20 protein-coding genes are annotated in these 23,204 nt (G+C 69.0%); 13 read left to right on the top strand and 7 right to left on the bottom strand.

From position 1 onward, the window contains the following. Together B2869_RS14695 and B2869_RS14690 are read left to right on the top strand one after the other, a co-directional pair. Nucleotides 1–1,512, top strand: a 1,512-nt coding sequence (locus B2869_RS14695) for a DEAD/DEAH box helicase (protein WP_292768101.1), incomplete at its 5' end; no start/stop codon positions are given. A gap of 271 nt (nt 1,513–1,783) precedes the next feature. Further along, entirely contained in the window at nt 1,784–2,014 is a 231-nt protein-coding gene (locus B2869_RS14690; RefSeq protein WP_292768098.1) for a histidine ammonia-lyase, read from the top strand. A gap of 50 nt (nt 2,015–2,064) precedes the next feature. Here the strand turns inward: B2869_RS14690 and B2869_RS14685 are convergent, their stop codons facing one another. Together B2869_RS14685 and B2869_RS14680 are read right to left on the bottom strand one after the other, a co-directional pair. Further along, on the bottom strand, nt 2,065–2,604 hold the full coding sequence (locus B2869_RS14685) for a YaeQ family protein (RefSeq protein WP_292768096.1): 540 nt from the start codon (nt 2,602–2,604) through the stop codon (nt 2,065–2,067). 46 nt (nt 2,605–2,650) lie between these two features. Next, a complete protein-coding gene (locus B2869_RS14680) occupies nt 2,651–3,742 on the bottom strand; it encodes an Rv2578c family radical SAM protein (RefSeq protein WP_292768093.1) in 1,092 nt (363 codons plus the stop codon). A 74-nt stretch (nt 3,743–3,816) separates the two neighbouring features. On the opposite strand from B2869_RS14680, the gene B2869_RS14675 reads away from it, so the two are divergent. The 3 genes from B2869_RS14675 (at nt 3,817) to B2869_RS14665 (ending at nt 7,272) form a co-directional block, all read left to right on the top strand. Further along, on the top strand, nt 3,817–4,746 hold the full coding sequence (locus B2869_RS14675) for a M15 family metallopeptidase (protein ID WP_029259837.1): 930 nt from the start codon (nt 3,817–3,819) through the stop codon (nt 4,744–4,746). A gap of 152 nt (nt 4,747–4,898) precedes the next feature. Further along, nucleotides 4,899–6,062 (top strand): acyl-CoA dehydrogenase family protein, encoded by a 1,164-nt coding sequence (locus tag B2869_RS14670; RefSeq protein ID WP_292768089.1) that lies wholly within the window; start codon nt 4,899–4,901, stop codon nt 6,060–6,062. Nucleotides 6,063–6,174: 112 nt separating this feature from the next. Next, nucleotides 6,175–7,272 (top strand): serine hydrolase domain-containing protein, encoded by a 1,098-nt coding sequence (locus tag B2869_RS14665; protein ID WP_292768086.1) that lies wholly within the window; start codon nt 6,175–6,177, stop codon nt 7,270–7,272. 200 nt (nt 7,273–7,472) lie between these two features. Here B2869_RS14665 and B2869_RS14660 read toward each other — a convergent pair whose 3' ends face one another. The 4 genes from B2869_RS14660 to B2869_RS14645 are packed head-to-tail and all read right to left on the bottom strand — an operon-like array spanning nt 7,473 to nt 11,467. Further along, complete coding sequence (locus B2869_RS14660; RefSeq protein WP_292768084.1) at nt 7,473–8,078, bottom strand: ECF transporter S component; 606 nt, start codon at nt 8,076–8,078, stop codon at nt 7,473–7,475. Further along, nucleotides 8,075–8,950 (bottom strand): siderophore-interacting protein, encoded by an 876-nt coding sequence (locus tag B2869_RS14655; protein ID WP_292768082.1) that lies wholly within the window; start codon nt 8,948–8,950, stop codon nt 8,075–8,077. The genes B2869_RS14660 and B2869_RS14655 overlap by 4 nt, the downstream gene beginning before the upstream one ends. Before the next feature lie 10 nt (nt 8,951–8,960). Further along, complete coding sequence (locus B2869_RS14650) at nt 8,961–9,779, bottom strand: energy-coupling factor transporter transmembrane component T (RefSeq protein WP_292768080.1); 819 nt, start codon at nt 9,777–9,779, stop codon at nt 8,961–8,963. Continuing rightward, nucleotides 9,776–11,467 carry an ABC transporter ATP-binding protein gene (locus B2869_RS14645; RefSeq protein ID WP_292768078.1) on the bottom strand — a complete coding sequence of 564 codons (1,692 nt, stop codon included), beginning with the start codon at nt 11,465–11,467 and terminating at the stop codon, nt 9,776–9,778. The genes B2869_RS14650 and B2869_RS14645 overlap by 4 nt, the downstream gene beginning before the upstream one ends. A gap of 187 nt (nt 11,468–11,654) precedes the next feature. Between B2869_RS14645 and B2869_RS14640 the strand changes: the two genes are divergently transcribed. Then, on the top strand, nt 11,655–12,995 hold the full coding sequence (locus B2869_RS14640) for a heparan-alpha-glucosaminide N-acetyltransferase domain-containing protein (RefSeq protein ID WP_292768076.1): 1,341 nt from the start codon (nt 11,655–11,657) through the stop codon (nt 12,993–12,995). Here the strand turns inward: B2869_RS14640 and B2869_RS14635 are convergent. Continuing rightward, nucleotides 12,967–13,512 (bottom strand): ECF transporter S component, encoded by a 546-nt coding sequence (locus B2869_RS14635; protein WP_167254823.1) that lies wholly within the window; start codon nt 13,510–13,512, stop codon nt 12,967–12,969. The two genes, B2869_RS14640 and B2869_RS14635, sit on opposite strands and share 29 nt — an antisense overlap. Nucleotides 13,513–13,679: 167 nt before the next feature. On the opposite strand from B2869_RS14635, the gene B2869_RS14630 reads away from it, so the two are divergent. From B2869_RS14630 to B2869_RS14600, 7 genes are all read left to right on the top strand, one after another. Further along, entirely contained in the window at nt 13,680–16,913 is a 3,234-nt protein-coding gene (locus tag B2869_RS14630; protein ID WP_292768074.1) for a S8 family serine peptidase, read from the top strand. Between the two features lie 184 nt (nt 16,914–17,097). Beyond that, on the top strand, nt 17,098–19,383 hold the full coding sequence (locus B2869_RS14625) for a carbon starvation CstA family protein (RefSeq protein ID WP_292768072.1): 2,286 nt from the start codon (nt 17,098–17,100) through the stop codon (nt 19,381–19,383). 16 nt (nt 19,384–19,399) lie between these two features. Then, entirely contained in the window at nt 19,400–19,645 is a 246-nt protein-coding gene (locus B2869_RS14620; RefSeq protein ID WP_292768070.1) for a YbdD/YjiX family protein, read from the top strand. Between the two features lie 31 nt (nt 19,646–19,676). Further along, the gene (locus tag B2869_RS14615) at nt 19,677–20,858 is read left to right on the top strand and encodes a sensor histidine kinase (RefSeq protein ID WP_292768068.1); all 1,182 of its coding nucleotides are present in this window, start codon (nt 19,677–19,679) and stop codon (nt 20,856–20,858) included. 5 nt (nt 20,859–20,863) lie between these two features. Further along, the gene (locus tag B2869_RS14610) at nt 20,864–21,601 is read left to right on the top strand and encodes a LytR/AlgR family response regulator transcription factor (RefSeq protein ID WP_292768066.1); all 738 of its coding nucleotides are present in this window, start codon (nt 20,864–20,866) and stop codon (nt 21,599–21,601) included. After that, complete coding sequence (locus B2869_RS14605; protein WP_292768063.1) at nt 21,598–21,972, top strand: heavy metal transporter; 375 nt, start codon at nt 21,598–21,600, stop codon at nt 21,970–21,972. The genes B2869_RS14610 and B2869_RS14605 overlap by 4 nt, the downstream gene beginning before the upstream one ends. Further along, the coding region (locus tag B2869_RS14600) for a cation acetate symporter (RefSeq protein WP_292768059.1) at nt 21,969–23,204 on the top strand (1,236 nt) is incomplete at its 3' end. The genes B2869_RS14605 and B2869_RS14600, both read left to right, overlap by 4 nt.

Below are 23,204 nucleotides of genomic sequence, written 5' to 3'. Positions count from 1 at the left end.
GATCGCGGCACCGAGCGCCCCGAGCGTTCATACGACGCCGACCGGGCGCGTCGCGCTTTCGACCGTGACCGCACACAGCGTTCGTACGAGGGCGGCCGCGACGAGCGTTCGCGTCCGTCGACCGGTGGCGCGTACCGCACCGAGCGCCCGCGCCCGCTGACCTCGGACACCCGTGGGCGTCCGGCCCGCAACGAGCGACCGAGCCGCAACGACTGGAACGCCACCAGCCGTCCTGCATCGACCGGAGCGAAGTTCACGCCGGGCGATGACGTCGTGCACGAGCGCCTCGAGGCGAAGTCCGTCGCGGCGGTCGAGGTCGACGGTGTGACCTTCGGCGACCTCGGTCTCGGATCGAACATCGTCGAGACCCTCGTCGGTATGGGCGCGGCCACGCCGTTCCCGATCCAGGCGGCCAGCATCCCCGCCGTCCTCGCCGGGCGCGACGTGCTCGCCCGCGGCCGTACCGGCTCCGGCAAGACCATCGCCTTCGGCGCGCCGCTCGTCGAGCGCGTGCTGCAGTCGCAGGCCGGCAAGCGCCGTGAGTTCGGGCGGTCGCCGCGCGCGATCATCCTCGCTCCGACGCGTGAGCTCGCGCTGCAGATCGACCGCACCATCCAGCCGATCGCCCGCAGCGTCGGGCTGTTCACCACGCAGATCTACGGTGGCGTGCCGCAGGGGCGTCAGGTGGGCGCGCTCAAGAAGGGCGTCGACATCGTGATCGGCACCCCCGGTCGTGTCGAGGACCTCATCAACCAGGGCAAGCTCGACCTCTCGGACTGCCGCATCGCGGTGCTCGATGAGGCCGACCACATGTGCGAGCTCGGCTTCGTCGAACCGGTGCAGCGCATCCTGCGTCACACCGCCGACGGCAGCCAGAAGCTGCTGTTCTCGGCCACGCTCGACCGTGAGGTCGCCGCACTCGTCGACGAGTTCCTCGTCGACCCGGCCGTGTACGAGGTCGCAGGTGAAGACCAGGACTCCAGCACGATCGAGCACCGCGTGCTCGTGATCGAGCACCGCGACAAGGCCGACATCCTCACGTCGCTCGTCGACCGCGACGGCAAGACGTTGGTGTTCGCCCGTACCCGCGCCTACGCCGACATGCTCGCGGAGCAGTTCGACGACGCCGGCATCCCGGCCGTCTCACTGCACGGTGACCTGAACCAGGCCAAGCGCACGCGCAACCTCGAGCGTCTGACGTCGGGGCGCGTGAGCGTGCTCGTCGCCACGGATGTCGCCGCCCGCGGCATCCACGTCGACGATATCGATCTGGTCGTCCAGGCCGATGCGCCCGACGAGTACAAGACCTACCTGCACCGCTCGGGCCGTACGGGTCGTGCCGGCCGCGCAGGTCGAGTCGTCACGCTGATCACGCGTCAGCGTCAGCGCCGCATGAGTGAGCTGCTCGAGCGCGCCGAGATCGATGCGCCGTTCGAGAACGCCCGTCTCGACGACGACGTGATCGAGGAGATCGCCGGTCGCGTTCCGACCGCGGCAGACCTCACCTCCTGACTCGGTCGGTCGCCGGCTGCGACCGCGCACAACGAGGACGATCCTGCAGAAGGGCCCCGGGAAGCACGTTCCCGGGGCCCTTCGGCGTCGTCTCTCCGGAGTTGTGAACGTTCGGAAGCGAGCGCTCCGAGGTTCCGTGCCGAGATGACGCCTTCCACGGGATGATGACGGTGGATGGTGTCGCGGTGTCGGCCCGGGTCGCGCGAAGCTACCCTGAGAGGGTCTCGGAACCTGACCTCGACGGTCGGTGCGGGCGCGAGAGGAGAGCACGATGGGCGTCGTATTCCCGGCGGAATCATTCTCGATCACGACCGCCGACGGTGACATCGTCATGCTGCGTATCTGCGATTTGTGCGGTGCCGCTGTCGTCGAAGCCGAAGGTACCGATCTCGCGTTCCACAAGCGCTGGCACCGGATGACCGGGTCGGGCAACTGGGTCGACCCCGATACCCGCCGTCACCACGGTCCCGCGAGTCCATTCACTCCGAACGGATCGGCCTGACGGGCAGCGACGAGTGCGGTCTCATCGCGCGCGGCGGCGCGGAGCGTCGGTCAGGACAGCTCGTGCACGTGCACGGCGGAGGTCAGGTTCGTGCCGTTGAGGTCGAGATAGATCACGCTCTCGGTCACGGTGAGGGTCATGGTGTTGCGGCGCTCGATCAGGGTAGACGCGGTCTCGACGAATCCGGGGTCGAAGCTGTGGAGGCGGATGTCCTCGCGGCGGTGGATGCGCTTGTCGGTCCACGGCGCCATCACCTTGGCGGGGTCGCGATGGGTGTACACCACGGTGCGCTCGGCGAGCCTGCTGCCGTAGTGCAGCCGCTCGGCGTCGGGCGCCCCGATCTCGACCCAGACGGTGACGAGGCCGGTGAGGTCGCGCACGAGCACTGCGGGCTCTTCCGTCGAGGAGATGCTGCCGCCGAATGCGATGCCTTCGGCGAACTCGAGCCCGTAGGCCAGCACGCGTGTGAGCATGTACGCATCGGTCTCGGACGGATGCCGGGCCACGCGCAACGAGTAGTCCTCGTAGACTCCGCGATCGGTGTCAGCGAGCTGCACCTCGAATGTGTGGACTGTCGAACCGATCGCCATGATCCTCGAGCCTACGCGGCTGCGGGATGCGCGCCCGACCGCGGGGTCAGAAGAGCATCGGCTGCGCGGGCGCTGCCTCGGCTCGGGCGCTGGGGGTGAACCGCACCGCGGTCGCGGCGGCAGCACTCGTCTGCACATGGCCCTGTCCCGGTCGGAGCCCGCGCCGGGGGTAGTCGTCTTCGTGGCGGCCGTCCAGTCCGTGCATGCGGATGAGCGGACGGGTGCGCTTGGCGAGCCACTGCCGGTATCCCTTGGGCGCCTCGGCGGAAGCCCCGGGATACAGCCCCCGGTACGACGAGACGAGGTCGGGACGATGAGTGTCGAGCCATTGGAAGAACCACGGCTTGACGCCCGGTCGCAGATGCAGGGCGCCGTAGATGACGCTACGCGCCCCCGCCTCCTTGATGCGCACGAGGGCACTGTCGATCGCGGCGAGCGAATCGGTCATGTGCGGCATGATCGGCATGAGGAACACGGTCACGGGGAACCCGGCGTCGGCCAGAGCCCGCACGGTGTCGAGCCGGGCCTGCGTGGTCGGGGCTCCGGGCTCGATCGCCTTCTGCAGGTCGTCGTCGTACATCGCGATCGACATCTGCACGTCGATCGGCACGCGCTCGGCGGCTTTCGCGAGCAGGGGGATGTCACGGCGGATCAGCGTGCCCTTGGTCAGGATCGATATCGGGGTGCCGGATGCCGCGAGCGTCTCGATGATGCCGGGCATGAGCTTGTATCGCCCCTCGGCGCGCTGATACGGATCAGTGTTCGTGCCCAGGGCCACGGTCTCGTGCTCCCAGCTGCCTTTGCGCAGCTCTCGTGCGAGCACCTCGACGACGTTCACCTTCACCACGATCTGCGAGTCGAAGTCGGCCCCGCCGTCGAGGTCGAGGTACTCGTGCGTGCCGCGGGCGAAGCAGTAGACGCAGGCATGCGAGCATCCGCGGTAGGGGTTGATCGTCCACGCGAACGGCATGCGCGAGGCACCGGGGACGTGGTTGAGAGCAGACTTCGACAGCACCTCGTGGAACGTCATGCCGGCGAACTCGGGGGTGATCACCGAGCGCAGCACACTCGAGCGGTCTTCGAGGCCGGGCAGCGCCGCCGCGTCCGTCTCTCCGAGCTTCTGTCCCTGCCACCTCATTCGACCATTCGAACAGAAAGACGAAGTTATCGCAAGACAGTCTGCAACATATCTTCGAATGAGAAGATGGATCAATGCCCTTCCTGCCGCACGCTCAGCATGCGGCTCCGCGGTCCCCGATCCGTGGGCCCGCATTGCCGATCGGCGTCGCCCTCACTGCCATCGGCATCCTGCTCTCGATCGGTTCCGGACCGGTGTCGCCCTCGGGTGCCGACCCGATGCCGGTGCCGGTCGCGGTCATGCAGGTTCCGCCGGTCAGGGTGGCCGCGACGACCGCAGCCGACCCCTGTGCCGAGCCTTCGGTGCAGCAGGCGATCGCGAGCGGCGACGATGCGGCGGCGATCGCGGGCTTCGGCGGCGGTGCTGCCTTCCGCGAGGCGGTCGTCGCGGGGAACGCTCCGTGCGTCTCGCTCACCGATCCTGCGCGCCTCTGGGTCGTGGTGAACAAGTCGCTGCCGCTGAACCCGCCCGAGTACGAGCCGGCGAATCTCGACTCCGTGCCGCTGCAGATGACGACACCCTCGGGGCGCGTGCGCTCCGACGTGGCCGCGGCGGTCGGTCGGATGGCGGATGCCGCTGCAGCCGCGGGCGTGGGACGCATCGGCGCGAACAACGGCTACCGTTCCTACGGACTGCAGGTGACGACGTACGGATCCCATGTGCGATCACAGGGACAGGCCGAGGCGGATGCGGGCTCGGCGCGCCCCGGTCACAGCGAGCACCAGACGGGTCTCGCACTCGACGTGGTCGCATGCGGCACGGGGTGCGGGGGCCTCGACGGCTTCGGAGCGACCGCGCAGAGCGACTGGGTCGCCGCTCATGCCTGGGAATACGGCTTCATCGTGCGTTATGAGCAGGTCGGCACCCCCGTGACGGGGTATGCGCCGGAGCCGTGGCACCTCCGCTACGTCGGAGTCGACCTCGCCGCGGCCTATCACGAGGGCGGATTCCACACGCTCGAAGAGTTCTTCGGCCTTCCTGCCGCGCCGGATTACGCGCACTGAATCGGGGGCTGGAGCCCCGGTTGCGGCATCCGACAAGCGCGGTACCCAGTGTCACGATTTATGGGATGCATTCTCACAACGTCCTGTCCCGCGTCCCCTCTGCGACATAGAATCACCGAAGCAACGATGCATGAGACGTTCAGGAGGACGGCATGGAACGCGACATCTACGACGAGGATCACGAGGCTTTCCGGGACCTGGTCAAGGACTTCGTCAAGCGCCACGTGACCAACGAGGCGATCGAGCGGTGGGATGCCGCGGGTGAGATCGACCGGGGGACCATGCGCGCCGCCGGCGAAGCGGGTCTGATCGGCCTGTCGGTCCCCGAGGAGTTCGGTGGCGCCGGGATGCTGCAGGACTACCGCTTCCGCACGATCGTCATGGAAGAGGTCATCGCCGCAGGTGCCGGTTCGCTGGCGGGAGCCTTCGGCATCCAGGACGACCTGGCCGTGCCCTACCTCGTGCACATGGGGACGCAGGAGCAGAAGGAGAAGTGGCTGCCTCGCATGGCCACGGGTGAGGTGCTCGGCGCACTCGCCATGACCGACCCGGGTGCGGGTTCGGATCTGCGTGGCATCAAGACCAACGCCAAGAAGGTCGACGGCGGCTACATCCTCAACGGTGCGAAGACGTTCATCTCCTCGGGCACGACGGCCGACGTGGTCGTCACGTTCGTCAAGACCGGTGAGGGCAACCGTCCCGACGCGTTCAGCCTGCTGCTCGTGGAGAAGGGCATGGAGGGCTTCGACCAGGGCAAGAAGCTCAGCAAGATGGGTTTCCACGGCTGGGACACGGCCGAGCTCAGCTTCACCGACGTGTTCGTCCCCGACGAGAACCTCATCAGCGGCAAGGAGGGCCAGGGCTTCATCCAGCTGATGCTGAACCTGCCGCTCGAGCGTCTCTCGATCGGCGTCGCCGCGGCCGCAGCCGCACAGGCCGCCCTCGACTGGACCATCGCGTACACGAAGGATCGCGAGGCGTTCGGTGAGCGCATCGCCGACTTCCAGAACACCCGCTTCCGGCTCGCCGACATGTCTGCGACCACCGATGCGATGTGGGCGTACATCGACCGCGCGCTGCTCTCCTACAAGGACAACAAGCTCACCGCGGAGGATGCGGCGAAGGTCAAGTTCTGGGCGACCGAGCGCGAGTGGGAGGTGCTCGACACCGGTGTCCAGCTGCACGGCGGCTACGGCTACATCATGGAGTACCCGATCGCGCGCGCCTTCACCGACGCCCGGGTGCACCGCATCTACGGCGGCACGAACGAGATCATGCGCGATCTCGTGGGCCGTCAGATCGTCGGCAAGCGCTGAGATCGTGATCCTGCAGAGGCCCCGGATGCGACGTCCGGGGCCTCTTCCCGTCTCGGCCGGATCGTCGTCGAGGCGTGGACACGGGGTGCTGCCGCCGGGTTGAATCGAGGGCATGACGACCTTGTTCCGGCAGATCCTGGAAGACCACGTCGCGCGGGGCACCGCTCCGGGGATCATCGGCGTGCTCGGCGCTCCTGGCGGGGCCATCGAGATCGTCACGGCCGGCGATCTCCCGGCGGATGCGATCGTCCGCATCCAGTCGATGACGAAGCCGATCCTCGCGGTCGCGGCGCTGAGGCTCGTGCAGGAGGGGCGCCTCCGGCTCGATGACCCTGTGGAGCGGTGGCTGCCTGAGCTCGCCGATCGCCGGGTGCTGCGCGCTCCGGACGCCCCGCTCGACGACGTCGTGCCCGCGACGACGCCGATCAGGCTGCGGCACCTGCTCACGAACACCTCCGGATACGGCGTGCAGGTCGTGCCGTCGCCGCTGGCGGAGGCGATGATCGGGAACCGGACGGCCGCAGGGCAGGAACCGGTCGCGATGGGCGCTCAGGAGTGGCTGGACGCGCTTGCCATGCTCCCACTGGCCTTCGAACCCGGCACCGGATGGCGTTACCACCACTCCTTCGGGATCCTCGGGATCCTGCTTTCGCGGGTGGTCGACGGTTCGTTGGAAGATCATCTGCGACGCGACCTCTTCGCCCCGCTGGGCATGGTCGGCACCGGCTACGCGGTGCCCCTCGACGAGGCGTACCGGCTGCCCGCCGCGTATCGCCACGATGGCGGGACACTGGTCGAGATCGAGCCCGCCGCCGGGGGCTTCTCCGTCGCGCCTGCTCCGTTCGACCTCAGTCATTCGGAGCTCGTGTCGACCGCGGCCGACTATGCGGCTTTCGCGGGGATGCTCGCCGCAGGGGGACGGCATGACGGCAACGTCATCATCGACCCCGAACTGCTTGCGCTGATGCGCACCGACCAGGTGCCGTCGAGCGCGAAGACCGACGACAGCTTCTTCCCGGGATTCTGGGAGGGCACGGGCTGGGGGTTCGGCGTCGCGGTGCAGACCGAGGGAGAGAACGCGGGTCGCTACGGCTGGTCGGGCGGGCAGGGGACGGACTTCTGGGTCGATCCCGACGGCTCCTTCGGGATCGTGCTGAGTCAGGTCGAGATGGGTCCGGAGATCATGGGGCTGTTCGCCGACGTGCAGTGACGCTCTCCGGCACCGCCGGGCGTCGCTCGGTGTTCTCGGGATGCCGACCGCGACCGGGACCGCGACCGGGACCGCGCGAACCCCGAGGCTCGGCGGACGCACATGCTCGACATCGCCGCCTGACGACTCAACGCCCGCCTGACGACGCCGCTGCGAGTGATGACGTCGATGCGTGACGTGGGCGGCTGCGCTCGCGAGGTTCAGCGGTGCTTGTGGACTCCGGCCCTGCCGAGACCGGTCGCACCGACTCCCGCCCTGCGCAGGCGGTCGGCGATCAGGATGCCCAGAGCGGTCGCACCGACGCAGCTGGCCATCGTGATGACGAAGAACAGCACCTGCACCGGGAGCGTGAAGTCACCGAGGTTGAACGAGTACCAGGCCAGGGCCGGATACACGAGGCCGACGACCACCGCACCGACGTAGTGCATCCAGGTTCCCCAGTACCGCCAGAGCACGAAGAGGAATGGGAGCTCGGTGAACGCGGCCCACCAGAGATTGGTCGCTACGCTGCCGAACCCGTAGCCGGAGAACGGCACGATCACGAGACCGGCGAGCAGGCCGACGAGCAGACCCACCAACGGCCGACGCAGCAGTCGGAGGGCGATCACCGAGGGCAGCAGCCAGAGCCCGGCCAGTGCGACGCTCACGAACGGCAGCCCGGGGAAGAGGATCGTCGACACCCAGTTGGCGGGGGCGAGCAGCAGTCCGCCGGCCACGCCGAGTGCCGCGCAGGTCAGCAGGATGGCGGTAGGGAAGCGGAACCGTCCGCCGGTGCGGGGCGTCCGGCCCGCGGCATCCGCGCTCACGCCAGGGGCTCCGCGGCAGCTTCGCGGGCGGCCTTCGACGCGGGGGAGGCCGCACCGATCTTCCAGTATCCGCAGAAGCTCACGGCGTTCTTGTCCACCCCGCGCTCGCCGACGAGGTGTTTGCGGGCACCCGATGCGAGCGCCTGCTCACCCGCCGCGTACGCATGGAACGGGGCTTCCGGCAGCGCGGTGCGGCCGAGCGTCTCCAGCGCGAGGGAGCCGGGGGCGACATCGTGCGGGCGCACGATCCACACCACCTCGATGCCGGCGGGACGGGCGAACTCCAGAGCATCCTCTTCGCTCGGCGTCTCGACGATCGCGGTGCCGACGGCGTCGACCGGCAGCGAGGCGCAGATCGAGGAGATCGCGGGCAGGGCGGTCTCATCGCCGACCAGCACGACACGATCCGTTCCGCGCTGCGGATTGAACGTGAGGCCCTCGTCGATGATCAGCACATGCTCGCCCGGCCGGCAGGTCTCGGCCCACCGTGACGCCGGACCGGCCGTTCCGTCGGCCGCCGAGCCGTGCAGGACGAAGTCCACGTCGATCTCGGCGCCGGCGTCGGCCGTGGCCGCTCGATATGCCCGCACGCTGTAGTTGCGCATCACCGGACGTTCGCCGTCGGGGATGCGCAGGAACTTCAGGTAGCCGAACATCTTGTTGGCCTTCGCCGGCACCCGGTCGAGGCCCGCGTCGCCGCCGATGGGCAGGAACAGCCGGAACCACTGGTCGAACCCCATCGGGCGGAACTTCTCGATCTCGCCGCCGCCGAGCGTCACCCTGATCCAGTGCGACGACAGGCGTTCCGTACGCAGCACCACCAGGTGGATGAGCTCGGTCGACTCGGGCTTGACCATCTTGCTGAACGCCATCGGGTGCCTTTCAGGGAAGCTGCCAGGGGAAGAAGGCGACGAAGATGGCCGCGGATGCCAGCAGGGTCGCGATGGTGAAGACGGTGTCGCGCGTGCGGAACGGGATGAGGTGCCGCTCGGTGCGGGTGGGATGCGCACCGAACGCGCGCGAGTCCATCGCCAGCGCCACCCGCTCGGCGTGACGGATCGCGCCGGCGAGAAGCGGCACGATGTAGCCCCACCCGCGGGCGATGCGGGCGAACGGTCCGCGTCCGCCGTGGTAACCGCGCACCCGGTGGGCCGCCCGGATCACGGCGAGCTCATGCCCGAACCGCGGCACGAACCGGAACGCTGCCAGTGCCGTGTAGCCGATCCGGTACGGCACCCGCAGCTGCTGCACACTGGCGCGCACGAGGTCGGGTCCACTGGTCGTGAGCCCGCCGACAAGCGCGAGAGCGACGATCGATCCGAGCCTCAGCGCCGTCGCGAAGCCGATCAGGAGCGCTCCGCTGTAGAGGGTCCAGTCGCCGATCCGCAAGACGGGGGAACTGCCCGCGACGAGTCCGGAGTCGACCCACACGGAGAACCCGATGCCCACCAGCAGCATGCCGGCCGGGAGCCCGAGCAGCAGGAGAGCGAGGAGCCGAACCGTGAGACGCGCCCCGACCAGGATCAGCGCGTAGGCGAGAACCAGGAAAGCGGCAGGCGTCGCCAGGTCGCGCACGAACACGAGCAGGACCATCGCCGGCGCGAACCCGGCGACCTTCGCGAGCGGATTCAACGCATACAGGAACTGCCGCCGCGACGTCGGCGTGATACGTGCGTACGGATCGAAGCTCGTCGCGGTCACGCCGTCACCCCGAGCCCGGCCGAGGCCAGCACGCGCTGCAGTGGGGGCAGGCGCAGCCCCGCGTCGGCGAACAGCTGCTCGTCCCGCAGCAGGGTCGCAGTCGGACCGGCCGCACGCACGCGCCCGTCGGCGAGGACCACCACATGACTGGTGTGCTCGGCCACGAGCTGCAGGTCGTGCGTGACGATCACGATGGTCGTGCCCTCAGCGCGCAGGCTCTGCAGCAGGTCGAGCAGCTCGGCGGCTCTGGCGCGATCCTGTCCGAACGTGGGCTCGTCGAGCGCCAGCACCCGAGGGCGGGTGATCAGGGCGGTCCCCACCGACAGTCTTCGCTTCTCCCCGCCGGAGAGCAGGAACGGATGCACGCCCGCCTTGTGCTCGAGGCCGAAGCGGGCCAGCATCTCGCCGACCCTGGTAGAGATCTCGTCATCCGATACGTGCCGCAGCCGCGGTCCGTGGGCCAGCTCGTCGAACACCGTGGGGGCGATGAACTGGTGCTCGGGATTCTGGAAGACGAACCCGATGCGGGCGGCGAGGTCGCGCGGCGATGCAGTGCCCGGATCGATCCCGTCGACGGAAACCTGGCCACGAGGCGGTGGCACGACCCCTGCGAGCGCCTGGATCAGCGTCGTCTTGCCCGCGCCGTTCGCACCGACGATCGCCGTGAGGCTGCCGGGTTCGAGATCGAGATCGATCCCGTGCAGGATCTCGGTGCGGCGTCGGCGCACGGTCAGCCCGCGAGTGCGGATGATCGGCTCGACACGTGCCGTCGCCTCGCCGGAGGGTGGAGAGATCTCGTCGGCTGCGCGGCGAGGGGTGGAGGGCGAGACGTTCTCACGATCGAGCGCTGCGGCGAGCTCCTGCGGCGACAGCGGCAGGGGGGCGAGCGAGAATCCCCGTTCCCGAAGGCGGAGTGCCGCCAGGGTGGCAGCGGGAAGCCACACTCCCATCCGGACCAGCTCCTCCGCGTGGTCGCGGATGACCTCGGCGGCCGGGCCGTCGAAGGCGACCCGGCCGTCGCCGTCGAGCACGATCGCGCGCGTGACGAAAGCCATCGCCGCGTCGAGGTTGTGCTCCACGAGCAGGATCGCGCGGTCGCCGGTCGCGACGACCTCCGAGAGGGCGGCGTACACGTCGTCGATGCCCTGGGGATCGAGGTTCGCCGTCGGCTCGTCGAGCACGATGAGAGGAGAGCCCATCGCCAGGGCTCCGGCGATCGCGAGTCGCTGCCTTCCGCCGCCGGAGAGGTGGTCGGGGTTCTCGTCGCGCCGTTCCCAGAGTCCGACCCGACGCAGTGCCTCCTCGACGCGACTTTCGACCACGTCGAGCGGAAGCCGCAGGTTCTCCGGGCCGAACGCGACCTCGTCGTAGACGCTGCCGGTGACGATCTGCGCATCGGGATCCTGGAAGACCATCGCGACGTGTGTGCTCAGCGTGGCCGTCTGCGCGCTGGCGGTGTCGATGCCCCCGGCTTCGACGGTGCCGACCAGCGTCGCGGGGAGGGCGTGGGGGATCAGTCCGTTGAGCGCGAGGGTGAGCGTCGACTTGCCGGAACCGGAGGGACCGAGCAGGAGCACGACCTCTCCGGCGTCGATGTCGAACGTCACGTCGCGCGGCGAGGGGTGCGCCGCATCGGCGTGGGTGAGGGAGAGGTCACGCACGCGGAGCAGGGGCGCGGATGGGCGCACGGCGAAGTCCCGGGTCGGCGGATCGTACGCTTCTAACTTAGCTGAGCCTTACCTGATTCTCCATGCGTGCAGGAGCCCTCCTCCGGATGACATCGATCATCCGGAGGAGGGACGCGCGGCGGATGCAGACGAGGCATCGTCGAAGGGGCGGCATTACTGTCCGTCGCAAAAGCAACGAGGGGGAAGCGTGCCAGAAGACACGAACACGATCGCGGTCGCGAAGCCGCAGGAGATCGGTCGACGAGCGCGACGGGTTCCCGCGCATCGCGGGAGTGAGACTCGGCCTCGGGGAGAGCTCGGCCGCATGATCGGCATCGACTTCGCCCGTTTCCTGGCGATCGTCGGCATGTTCTGCGCGCATCTCCTTCCGCCCCTCGGCATGCCCGGCCACATTCCCTGGCTATCGACCATCGTCGATGGGAATGCGTCGACCCTGTTCGCGGTCGTGGGCGGGATCAGTGTCGTCCTCGCGACCCGCTCCTACCTGGAGCGCGGTCACGTCGCTGCGGCGCGGTGGGCGATGGCCGTGCGGGGTGTTCTCGTGATCCTGATCGGGGCGACGCTCGCCCTGGCCCCCGGCAGCATCGTGGTGGTCCTGGTCTACTTCGGTGTCGCGATGCTGTGCAGCATCCCGTTCCTGAAGACCAGCCCGAAATGGCTGCTCATCGTCGCCGGTGTCCTGGCGGTGATCGGGCCCATCGCCAACGCCAACCTGCGACAGGTGCTCGGCGTCATGGGGGAGGGCGGTGGCGTGGACTGGTCGCAGTGGGGCGAGCCGCTGGTGCTCCTGCGTGCGATCTTCGTCACCGGGACCTATCCGGTCATCACCTGGATCGTCTACGTGCTCGTCGGCATGGCCGCGGCGAAACTGCTGATCGGCGCACGCCGGAGCGCATCCGAGCCCCGGTTCCTCGCCTGGACGGCCGGGCTGGGGGTCGTCCTCGCTGTGCTCGCCATCTCGGTCAGCGCCCTCGTCTACGGCCTCTTCGGTCGTGCGGCGGTGATCGCGACGATGCCGCCGGAGGCCGCCGCGGCGGTCGAGAGCCTGGTCGGATCCTCCGGGTTCGGCGCACCGCTCTCCCCGCAGTGGTGGGCGCTCGTGCTGCAGACCCCCCACACCGGAACCACCCTCGACATCCTTCGCGGTGTCGGCATCGCCCTCTTCATCATCGCGGCCATGCTGTTCCTCGCGCGTGCTCTCCCGGCGGCTGCGCTTCGCGCGCTGGAGCCGATCCGGGCAGCAGGAGCCGCCCCGCTCACCGTCTACACCGTCCACGTCCTGGCGGCAGCGGCCACGACCGTCGCGCTGACATCCACCGGTCAGATGGACGCGGTCGCGGAGATCCCCTGGTGGTACCTCGGCCCCGCGATCCTCGGCATCCACATCCTGGGTGCGGTGCTCATCGGCGCGATCTTGGCCGCGCTGAAGCGTCGCGGTCCGCTCGAGGCCTTCGTGAGCTCGACCTCGGGTGCCATCGCCCGGCGGCTGGGAGGAGTGACTATCGGCGGGCGACGCCCGCGCGACTGAGCGCGGAACCGATCGCGAGGCCGACCGCGGTCCACGCGATCGGTCCGAGCACCGAGATCGCGAGGTAGAGGATCTGCGCCCACAGGGGCATGACCGCGAGGTGGGCGGCGAAGAACACCACGACGGCCACGAATATCCCGATGATCGCTGCCGAGATGAAGAACCGCCACGGCCCCCAGGAGCGATATCGGGTGAGGGCGGCCACCCCCTCCTGGATCAGACCGAACAGCAGCGCGGTGCCGATGAAGCGCAGTGCCCAGGCCGGGTTGAAGGCGCTCGCGATCAGCGCGGCGAACACATGAGTGATCAGTGCGACGAGCGGAAGGCGCAGCACCTCCTGCGCGATGATGCCCGGCAGCACGTGCGATCCGAGCACCAGTCCGTAGAGGAACAGCAGGGGACTCGCCAGCAGCACCGGTGTCACCCATCCGGCGATGCCTGCGAGGATGCCCGTCGCGACGCCGATCGCCGCGCAGACGAGCAGTACTCGGGTCGACAGGACGGAGGTACGGGCCACCTCTCCAGCTTACTGTCGACCTATCGGGAGGGCGGCCGTGGATAACCCTGGTCGATCGGCGAATGCCGACTGGTCGATCGACCAGATCTCGCGTCGATCGCTGAGGGCGGGACTATGTTGGCCGCGGTGCAGCAACGCGGTTGCACCGTGATCATCGGGAGCACCACATGGGTCGAACACCCCTCCGGATGGCAGCGGCCGCCACCCTGGCCACGCTGTTCATCGCATCGACAGCAACCACCGGCTACGCCGCGACGGAGGAGGTGACGCACCCCGTCCCCGTCGCAGGCACCCCCGGACATTACATCGTCGTGATGAAGTCGGATCCGCTCGCCACCTATGAGGGCGACGTGAAGGGGCTGAAGGCTACCAAGCCCGCTGAAGGCGAGCAGCTCGAGACGCAGTCGCAGGATTCGCAGCGCTACGTCGAGCACCTCCAGACCGAGCAGACCGACCTCGTCAGCGACATCGGAGTGACCCCCGACACGACGTATCAGGTGGTGCTGAACGGGTTCAGCGCCGACCTCAGCGGCGAACAGGTCGATGCGCTCCGTGCCTCGAAGGACGTGCTCGGTGTCTACCCCGACGAGATCCGCCACCCTGATGCGCAGACCTCGACCGACTACCTCGGGCTCGGCGACGACCGCAAGGGCCGTGGCGGCGTGTGGCAGCAGACCGGAGGAGTCGAGAAGGCCGGAGAAGGCGTCGTCGTCGGTGTGATCGACACCGGCATCGCCCCCGAGCACCCCTCCTTCGAAGGCAAGAAGATCAAGAAGCAGAAGCAGCAGCACAACCGCAACAAGGGTGGCCAGCCCTACACCGACGGCACCTACGTCTACTTCGACAAGTCCGACGGCGGCCAGTTCCAGGCCGCGATGGTCGAGGGCCAGGACTGGGACAAGAGCGACTACTCCTCGAAGCTCATCGGCGGACAGTACTTCTACGCCGGGGCCGAGGCCGCCGGGTTCGACTTCCAGTACGACTACCTCTCGCCGCGTGACGGCGACGGCCACGGCTCGCACACCGCGAGCACCGCCGCGGGCAACTTCAAGGTCAAGGCCAACATCGAGAACGTCGATTTCGGGACGGTCTCGGGAGTCGCGCCGGCCGCGAAGATCTCGGCCTACAAGGCCTGCTACGTCGGCCCCGACACGTCGACCAAGGACGATGACATCTGCGCGCAGAGCGACCTCATCGCCGCGATCGATCAGGCTGTCGCCGACGGCGTCGACGTGATCAACTACTCCATCGGCGGCGGTGCCGCCAGCACCGTGATGGCTCCGGAGGACCTCGCGTTCTTCAACGCCGCCGCAGCCGGCGTCTTCGTCGCGACCAGTGCCGGCAACGACGGCCCCGACCCGGTCACGGCCGACCACGCATCTCCCTGGTACACGACCGTCGCCGCCTCGACCATCCCCACCTGGGAGGGCACCGTGCAGTTCGACGGGTTCGCGCAGGCCGGAGCCTCGGTGAGCGTGCCGTTTGGACAGAAGGTCACCGGCCCGTCCATCGCCGCGGTGGATGCCGCCGCAGCGGGAGCGAAGGATCCGCAGCTCTGCCTGCCGGGCACCCTCGATCCGGCCAAGGTCGCCGGACACATAGTGGTCTGCGACCGTGGCGGCAACGCCCGCGCCGAGAAGTCGCAGGTCGTGAAGGATGCCGGAGGCATGGGCATGGTCCTCGTGAACGTCCCCGGTGGCGCCGACTCGCTCGACAACGACTTCCACGCGGTGCCGACCGTGCACCTGAACGCGGTGCACCGAGCCGCGGTGCTCGGGTACGTGCAGGGCGGCGTGGACCGTCCGATCACGCTCGTCGGGGAGAACACCACGGGCGTCACCACCCCGACGCCGCAGATCGCAGGCTTCTCGAGCCGCGGCCCGATGCTGGCAGACGGCAGCGACGTGATGAAGCCGGACATCGCGGCTCCCGGCGTCGCGATCCTCGCGGCGACCGAGAACGCTCCGGGCGAGAAGCCGACCTTCGGCATCCTCTCGGGCACGTCCATGGCCTCGCCGCACGTCGCGGGTCTCGCGGCCCTGTACCTCGGTGAGCGCCCGAAGGCGACGCCCGCCGAGATCAAGTCGGCGATGATGACCACCGCCTACGACACGGTGCTGCCCGACGGATCGAAGAACACGAACCCGTTCGAGCAGGGTGCGGGTCAGGTCGATCCGAAGCGGTACCTGAACCCGGGTCTGCTCTACCTCAACGGTGTGAAGGACTGGGCGGCGTTCCTCGACGGGAAGGGGCTGTCGGACTTCCCCGGCATCGATCCCATCGACGGCAGCGATCTGAACCAGGCGTCGATCTCGATCGGCTCGCTGACCAGCGCGCAGACCGTCACCCGCACGGTCACCTCGACCGAGAAGGGCACGTTCACCGCCAAGGCCTCCGTGCCGGGAGTGAACATCAAGGTCACGCCGCAGCAGCTGAAGTTCGATCGCCCCGGTCAGACGAAGACCTTCACGGTCACGTTCGACAACGCGAGCGCTCCGGTGGAGCAGTGGGCCACGGGTTCGCTGACCTGGACGAGTGCGAAGAACTCGGTGCGCTCTCCGATCGCGCTGTTCCCGGTCACGGCTGATGCTCCGGCCGAGGTCACGGGCAGTGGTGTCGACGGCAGTACGTCGGTGGACATCACCCCCGGTCTCACCGGAGATCTGGCGCTCGGGCTCTCGGGTCTGACTCCGTTCGAGATGCTCGCCGATGCGGACAACCCGGTCGAGGGTCACTCGGGTGACGAGAAGTCGGGTGATGCGAACAAGGACGTGTCGTGGATCGTGAACGTGCCGGAGGGTGCGACGCTCTCGCGGTTCGACCTCGACTCGTCCGATGACAAGGGCAGCGATCTCGACCTCACCGTGTACCGCGTGGTGAGCCCGGACGACCTGCAGTACTACCAGCGCTGGCGTTCGGCGACCGGCTCGGCGGATGAGCAGGTCACGATCCCGTCGCCGACGGCGGGTACGTACCTCGTGGTGGCCAACATCTACTCGACGACGGGCCCGATGACGTGGGACATGACCTACGCCAACGTGCTGCCCGACGGCGAGGGAGACCTGACAGCCACGCCGAACCCGCTCGCCGCGGTCCGCGGCACGCAGACGTCGTACGACCTCAGCTGGACCGGCCTGGCCGCCGGCACCCGCTACCTCGGGGTCGTGCAGTACGGCGAGTCGGATGTCCGCACCGTGCTGACGGTCGACGTGCCGCAGGCGAAGGCTCCGGAGACCCCGGCGCCCGAGACCCCGGCTCCCGAGACTCCGGCACCCGAGACTCCGGCGCCCGAGACTCCCGCGCCGGAGACCCCGGCTCCGGAGACGACCGCGCCGGCGACTCCCGCACCGCAGACGTCGGCGCCGGCGACTCCCGCACCGCGAGGGGAGAAGCGGGAGTAATACGGAAGCACGACAGGACGGCACCCCGTGGTCGAACGACCACGGGGTGCCGTGCTGCGCGGGCGCATCCGTTCATCGCGCGATCGGCGCCGCTCGTCGCAGCACCTGCTCCCTCGGCTCCCTCCGACGGCGTCGTCTTCGTAACGTGGGGGAACGCAACGTCGCGTATCCCGAGGAGACCCCCATGACCGCATCTTCGTCGCGCCGCCGCGACGGCGCCGGACTCGTCGACGACGAGCCCGTGATCGTCACCGATCCGAAACTCCCCTCCGTCGCCCTCACCGAAGAGCACCACGAGAAGGCGAACCGCTGGACCCTGCCGAAGATCATCCTGTGGGCCGCGATCGCCCTGCTGGGTGCCGTCGCCTGGACCATGCTCGCGATCGTGCGCGGAGAGACCGTCAATGCGATCTGGTTCGTGTTCGCGGCGGTCTGCACGTACCTGATCGGCTACCGGTTCTACTCCAAGGTGATCGAGAAGTACATCACCCGGCCCGATGACCGCAGGGCGACTCCCGCCGAGGTCAAGCAGGACGGCAAGGACTACGTCCCCACCGACCGCCGTGTGCTCTACGGTCACCACTTCGCCGCCATCGCCGGCGCCGGCCCGCTCGTCGGACCCGTGCTCGCCGCGCAGATGGGGTACCTGCCCGGCACGATCTGGATCATCGTCGGCGTCGTGCTCGCCGGCGCCGTGCAGGACTACACGGTGCTCTTCTTCTCGATGCGCCGCGGCGGCCGCACGATCGGGCAGATGGCCCGCCAGGAGCTCGGCAAGATCGGCGGCACCGCGGCGATCATCGCCTCGCTGCTGATCATGCTGATCATCGTCGCCATCCTCGCCCTCGTCGTCGTCAACGCGCTGGGCGAGAGCCCCTGGGGCGTCTTCTCGGTCGCCATGACCATCCCGATCGCCCTCTTCATGGGCGTGTACCTGCGTTATCTCCGACCCGGCAAGGTCACCGAGGTCTCGATCATCGGCTTCGCCCTGCTGATGGCGGCGATCATCGGCGGCGGCTGGGTCGCCGGCACCGAGTGGGGTCAGGCGATCTTCCACCTCGACCGCACCACCATCGCCTGGGGCATCATCGTCTACGGCTTCATCGCCGCCGTGCTCCCGGTCTGGCTGCTGCTCGCCCCGCGCGACTACCTGTCGACCTTCATGAAGATCGGCGTGATCGTCATGCTCGCCGGAGCCATCGTGCTGGTGCGCCCCGAGATCACGGTCCCCGCGGTCAGCATCTTCGGCGAGAACGGCATGGGCCCGGTGTTCGCCGGTCCGCTCTTCCCCTTCCTGTTCGTGACGATCGCGTGCGGGGCGCTCTCCGGGTTCCATGCGCTGATCGCCTCCGGAACGACCCCGAAGCTCATCGAGAAGGAGCGCCAGACGCGCTTCATCGGCTACGGCGGCATGCTCATGGAGTCGTTCGTCGCGATCATGGCCCTCGTCGCCGCGATCTCGATCGACCAGGGCATCTACTTCGCGATGAACGCACCGACGGCGGCGACAGGCGGCACGGTCGAAGGGGCCGTCGCCTTCGTGAACTCGCTGGGGCTGACGGGGGTGAACCTCACACCCGAGATGCTCACCGGCACGGCGGCCGCGGTTGGCGAGGAGTCGATCGTGTCCCGCACCGGTGGCGCACCCACTCTCGCGCTCGGTCTCGCGCACATCATGCAGCAGGCTCTCGGTGGCCAGGCGCTCATGGCGTTCTGGTACCACTTCGCGATCATGTTCGAGGCGCTGTTCATCCTCACCGCGGTGGATGCCGGCACCCGCGTCGCCCGCTTCATGCTGCAGGACTCCATCGGCGCCTGGTTCCCCAAGTTCCGCGACGTCTCGTGGCGTCCCGGCGTCTGGATCTGCACGGCGATCATGGTGGCCGGATGGGGTGCGATCCTCATCCTCGGCGTGACCGACCCGCTCGGCGGCATCAACACCTTCTTCCCGCTGTTCGGCATCGCCAACCAGCTGCTCGCCGCGATCGCGCTCGCCGTGGTGCTGGCCATCGTCGCCAAGCGCGGCCGCAGCTACTTCAAGTGGTTGTGGATCATCGCCCTGCCGCTGGCGTTCACCGCGGTCGTGACCATCACGGCGTCGCTCTACAAGATCGCCTCTCCGGTGCCGGCCATCGGCTACTGGGCGAACCACTTCCGCTACGTCGCGGCCCGCGACAGCGGAGACACCTCGCTCGGCGAGCCGCAGGTGCTCGACGCGGTCATCCGCAACACCGCCGTGCAGGGCACGCTGTCGATCATCTTCGTGACCCTGGCGATCATCGTGATGGTGACCGCTGTGATCGTCACGATCAGGGCCATCCGCAACGGCGGCGGCGAGAACACCGAGGACACGCCCGTGGCCTCGCGTCGCTTCGCGCCGGCCGGATTCCTGCCGAGTGCCGAGGAGCGTGAACTCGAGAAGCAGTGGGAGCCGATCCTCGCCGACGAGCGCAAGGCGTCGACTCACTGATGTCGATCCCCCTGAGATGGCCGACACCATGAGTCGGACGGATGCCGCGACCTCCCTCCTACGGACGCTGCTCAGCGCCGTGGCGCGGGCTGGTCGCGGCATCCGGTGGTACATGACGACCCTGATGGGCGACACCGCCTATGCGACCTACGTCGCCCATCAGCGTCGGCAGCATCCGGAGGAGGAGCCGCTGACCGAACGGCAGTTCTGGCGGCAGCGGATGGACGACCAGGATCGCAACCCCGGTGCCCGCTGCTGCTGAGCGCAGCCACGCCGGTACCTAGGCTGGGACCATGACCGACGTCGTTCTCGCAGCGATCCTCGGCGTGCTCGGCGGCATCGTCCTCTCGGTGCTCCTCCTGCTCGCACGCCGACTCGCGCGCGGGGCCGCCGACCTCGGAAGCGACGCCGAACAGGCCGCCCTCACCGCACTGCATCAGGCGAGCCTGGCGGCGCCGCATCTGCGCGCCGGGCTCTCGGATCCCGATGTGGTCAAAGCCGCGCGTCACCTGCGAGTGCTGCTCGGCAGCGCGGCGGTCGCGATCGTGAGCGCGGAAGGCACTGTGTCGTTCGACGGTCCGTCCGATGGACTCGAATCCGCGGCCCGCCGCATCGCCGCCCAGGTCGGGGCCTCGGGGCGGAGGCAGGTGTTCCCGGCGCAGGGCAGGGAGGACGACCTGGAGGCGGTCGGTGCTCCGATCCTCGTCGACGGCCGGGTGGCCGGAGTCGTCGTGGCGTTCGCGGCACCGGTCAGGGCCGCGCTCGTGCGGGCGGCGGAAGAGATCGCCGACTGGTGTGCGGCCCAGGTCGAGCTCGGCGGACTCGATGCGCACCGGACGCAGCTGGCCGAGGCGGAGCTGCGCTCGCTGCGGGCGCAGATCTCTCCGCACTTCATCTACAACGCCCTCACGGCGATCGCCTCGTTCATCCTCACCGACCCCGCGCGGGCCAGGGAGCTGGTGCTCGAGTTCGCCGACTTCACGCGCTACTCGTTCCGCCGTCAGGGCGAGTTCACGACGATCGCGGAGGAACTCGGCAGCATCCACTCCTACCTCGAGCTCGAACGTGCACGCTTCGGCGATCGTCTGCGCGTCACGCTGCAGATCGCGCCGGAGACCCTGGCGACCGTCATCCCGTTCCTCTCGGTGCAGCCCCTGGTGGAGAACGCCGTCCGTCACGGTCTCGAACCGGGCGAAGGAGGAGGGGAGATCCGCATCGCCTCGCGCGACGACGGCACCCACACCGAGATCACGGTCGAGGACGACGGCGTGGGCATGGACCCCGAGGCGCTGCGCGCAACTCTCACCGCGGGGGACGACGGCGTCCACGTCGGGCTCCGCAACGTCGACACCCGGCTCCGCCAGCTCTACGGTGCGGACGGAGGGCTGGTGGTCGAGACGAACACCGGCGCCGGTACCCTGGTGCGCATGCGGGTCCCGAAATCTCAGCCGCAGCACGACCCGGACAACGACTGACGATCATGACCAACAGTGCACCTCCGATCGATGTGCTCGTCGCGGATGACGAGAGACCCGCGCGGGATGAACTCGTCCATCTGCTGCGTACCGACACCCGGGTCGGTGAGATCCTCACGGCGACGTCGGGGGCGGAGGCGCTGCGGCTGCTGTCGGAACGGGCGGTGCGGATCGCCTTCCTCGACATCCACATGCCGGGCCTGACCGGGATGGAGCTCGCACGGTCGCTGCTGACCCTCGCCGAGCCGCCGGCGGTCGTGTTCGTGACCGCCGACGAGGCCAAGGCGGTGGAGGCGTTCGAGCTGCGTGCCGCCGACTATCTGCTCAAGCCCGTGCGCCTCGAACGACTGCGCCAGGCGGTCGACCGGGTGGTCGAGCGTGGAGACGCCGTGGCATCCGGCGACGACGAGGTGCTGCCGGTCACGGTGGGATCCGTGGTGCGGTTCGTGCGGCGCAGCGACGTGCGCTGGGTGCGGGCGCAGGGGGACTATTCGCGGCTGCACTCCGGCGACGGCACAGGTCATCTGGTGCGCATCCCGATCTCGGAGCTGGAGACGCGATGGGCGGGGGCCGGATTCCTGCGCATCCATCGCTCCTCGCTCGTGCGCGCGGCCGCTGTGACCGAGGCGCGGCTTTCGGGTGCGGAGCCCGTCGTCTCCATCGGTGCGGTGTCTCTTCCGGTCAGCCGGCGACTGGTGCCCGCGGTGCGCGACGCGCTGTTGCGGGGCGAGGGCACGGGATGACCGAGAAGCCGAAGCGCGTGCGCGTGACGGCCGACCTGCCGGACAGGCGGCCGACGACCTTCACGCGCGGCATCGCGCTGCCCGGCTCTCCCGTGGACGAAGCAGACGCCGTGTACGCCCGGGCCCTGATGCGCAGCCAGCTCCGCCTCGCGCTCGGGACGGTCGCCGGGTTCGTGGTCGTCGTGATCGCGCTGACCCTGACGATCGCGCTCATCCCCGAGATCGGACAGGTCGTGGTCTGGGGGCTGCCGCTGTCGTGGCTGCTGCAGGCATACGCGTTCTATCCGATCATCCTCGTGTTCGCGGTGCTGTACGTGCGCACGGCCGCCCGCAACGAGCGACGGTACCGGGCACTGCGGGATCGCGAATGAACGCGGTGCTCGACCTCATCGGCGTCGCGCTCGTCATCATCGCGACGCTGCTGATCGGGGTGTACGGCCTGCGTATCTCGCGCACGACCGGGGACTTCTTCGTCGCCTCGCGCACGGTCCGGCCGGTGTGGAACGCGTCGGCGATCAGCGGCGAGTACCTCTCGGCGGGCACCTTCCTCGGCCTGTCGGGTCTCGTGCTGCTCGACGGCGCCCGCGGCTTCTGGTTCCCGATCGGGTACGCCGCCGGCTACCTCCTGGTGCTCGCGTTCGTGGCGGCGCCGCTCCGACGCAGCGGCGCCTACACGATCCCCGACTTCATCGAGGCGCGGCTGGAGTCGACGTCGGCCCGGCGCGTGACCAGCATCGCGGTGCTGGTGATCGGCTGGCTCTACATCGTGCCGCAGCTGCACGGAGCGGGGCTGACGCTCCTCGTCGTGGCCGGCCTTCCGGAATGGGTGGGGGCCGTGACCGTCGCGGTGCTCGTGGCGGCGGCGGTCGCCGCGGGCGGCATGCGGGCCATCACCTATGTGCAGGCGTTCCAGTACTGGCTCAAGCTCACGGCGCTCCTGGTGCCGGTGGTGTTCATCGCGTTCGCCCTCAGCGGCGGTCCGCACGACGTCGATCCCGCGCTGGTCTTTCCCGTCGAAGCCGGGCCCTCGGGTTTCGACGCCTACGAGACGGCATCACTGCTGATCGCGCTGCTGCTGGGCACCATGGGGCTCCCACACGTGCTGGTGCGGTTCTACACGAGCCCGACCGGGGTGTCGGCGCGGCGCACCACCGTCATCGTGATCGGCATGGTGAGCGCGTTCTATGCGGTGTCGAGCACGATGGGGCTGCTGGCGCGCATCGCCGCTCCCGACCTCGCGGTTCCCGGCACCGCCGACACGGTGGTGCTGCTGCTGCCGTCGCGGGTGTTCCCCGGGGCGTTCGGCGAGCTGCTGACCGCGCTGATCGTCGCCGGGGCCTTCGCGGCTTTCCTCGCGACTTCGGCCGGTCTCGTGGTGTCGCTCGCGGGGGTGATCAGCCAGGACGTGTTCTCCGGTTCGGTGCGGTCGTTCCGGCTGTCTGCGGTGCTCTGTGCACTGGTGCCGCTGGCGGTGGCGCTGCTCACGGCGCCGGCGGGCCTCGGTTCCAGCGTCGGCGTGGTGTTCGTGGTGGCGGCTTCGACGCTGTCGCCGGTGGTGCTGCTCGGGGTGTGGTGGCGCGGGCTCACCGCGCGAGGGGCGGTG

The sequence above is a fragment of the Microbacterium sp. UBA3486 genome (genome assembly GCF_002377845.1).
In the GTDB taxonomy this organism is placed as follows: domain Bacteria; phylum Actinomycetota; class Actinomycetes; order Actinomycetales; family Microbacteriaceae; genus Microbacterium; species Microbacterium maritypicum_A.
Note: the sequence above shows the minus strand (reverse complement) of the source record. Positions and strands in the feature narration are given on the sequence as shown.

Coding starts and splice junctions, on each gene's coding strand:
- B2869_RS14670 (WP_292768089.1), top strand. CDS start 4,899: ATGGAACGCGACATCTACGACGAGGATCACGAGGCTTTCCGGGACCTG.
- B2869_RS14605 (WP_292768063.1), top strand. CDS start 21,598: ATGACCGAGAAGCCGAAGCGCGTGCGCGTGACGGCCGACCTGCCGGAC.
- B2869_RS14675 (WP_029259837.1), top strand. CDS start 3,817: ATGCCCTTCCTGCCGCACGCTCAGCATGCGGCTCCGCGGTCCCCGATC.
- B2869_RS14680 (WP_292768093.1), bottom strand. CDS start 3,742: ATGAGGTGGCAGGGACAGAAGCTCGGAGAGACGGACGCGGCGGCGCTG.
- B2869_RS14655 (WP_292768082.1), bottom strand. CDS start 8,950: ATGGCGTTCAGCAAGATGGTCAAGCCCGAGTCGACCGAGCTCATCCAC.
- B2869_RS14630 (WP_292768074.1), top strand. CDS start 13,680: ATGGGTCGAACACCCCTCCGGATGGCAGCGGCCGCCACCCTGGCCACG.
- B2869_RS14665 (WP_292768086.1), top strand. CDS start 6,175: ATGACGACCTTGTTCCGGCAGATCCTGGAAGACCACGTCGCGCGGGGC.
- B2869_RS14625 (WP_292768072.1), top strand. CDS start 17,098: ATGACCGCATCTTCGTCGCGCCGCCGCGACGGCGCCGGACTCGTCGAC.
- B2869_RS14690 (WP_292768098.1), top strand. CDS start 1,784: ATGGGCGTCGTATTCCCGGCGGAATCATTCTCGATCACGACCGCCGAC.
- B2869_RS14610 (WP_292768066.1), top strand. CDS start 20,864: ATGACCAACAGTGCACCTCCGATCGATGTGCTCGTCGCGGATGACGAG.
- B2869_RS14615 (WP_292768068.1), top strand. CDS start 19,677: ATGACCGACGTCGTTCTCGCAGCGATCCTCGGCGTGCTCGGCGGCATC.
- B2869_RS14685 (WP_292768096.1), bottom strand. CDS start 2,604: ATGGCGATCGGTTCGACAGTCCACACATTCGAGGTGCAGCTCGCTGAC.
- B2869_RS14620 (WP_292768070.1), top strand. CDS start 19,400: ATGGCCGACACCATGAGTCGGACGGATGCCGCGACCTCCCTCCTACGG.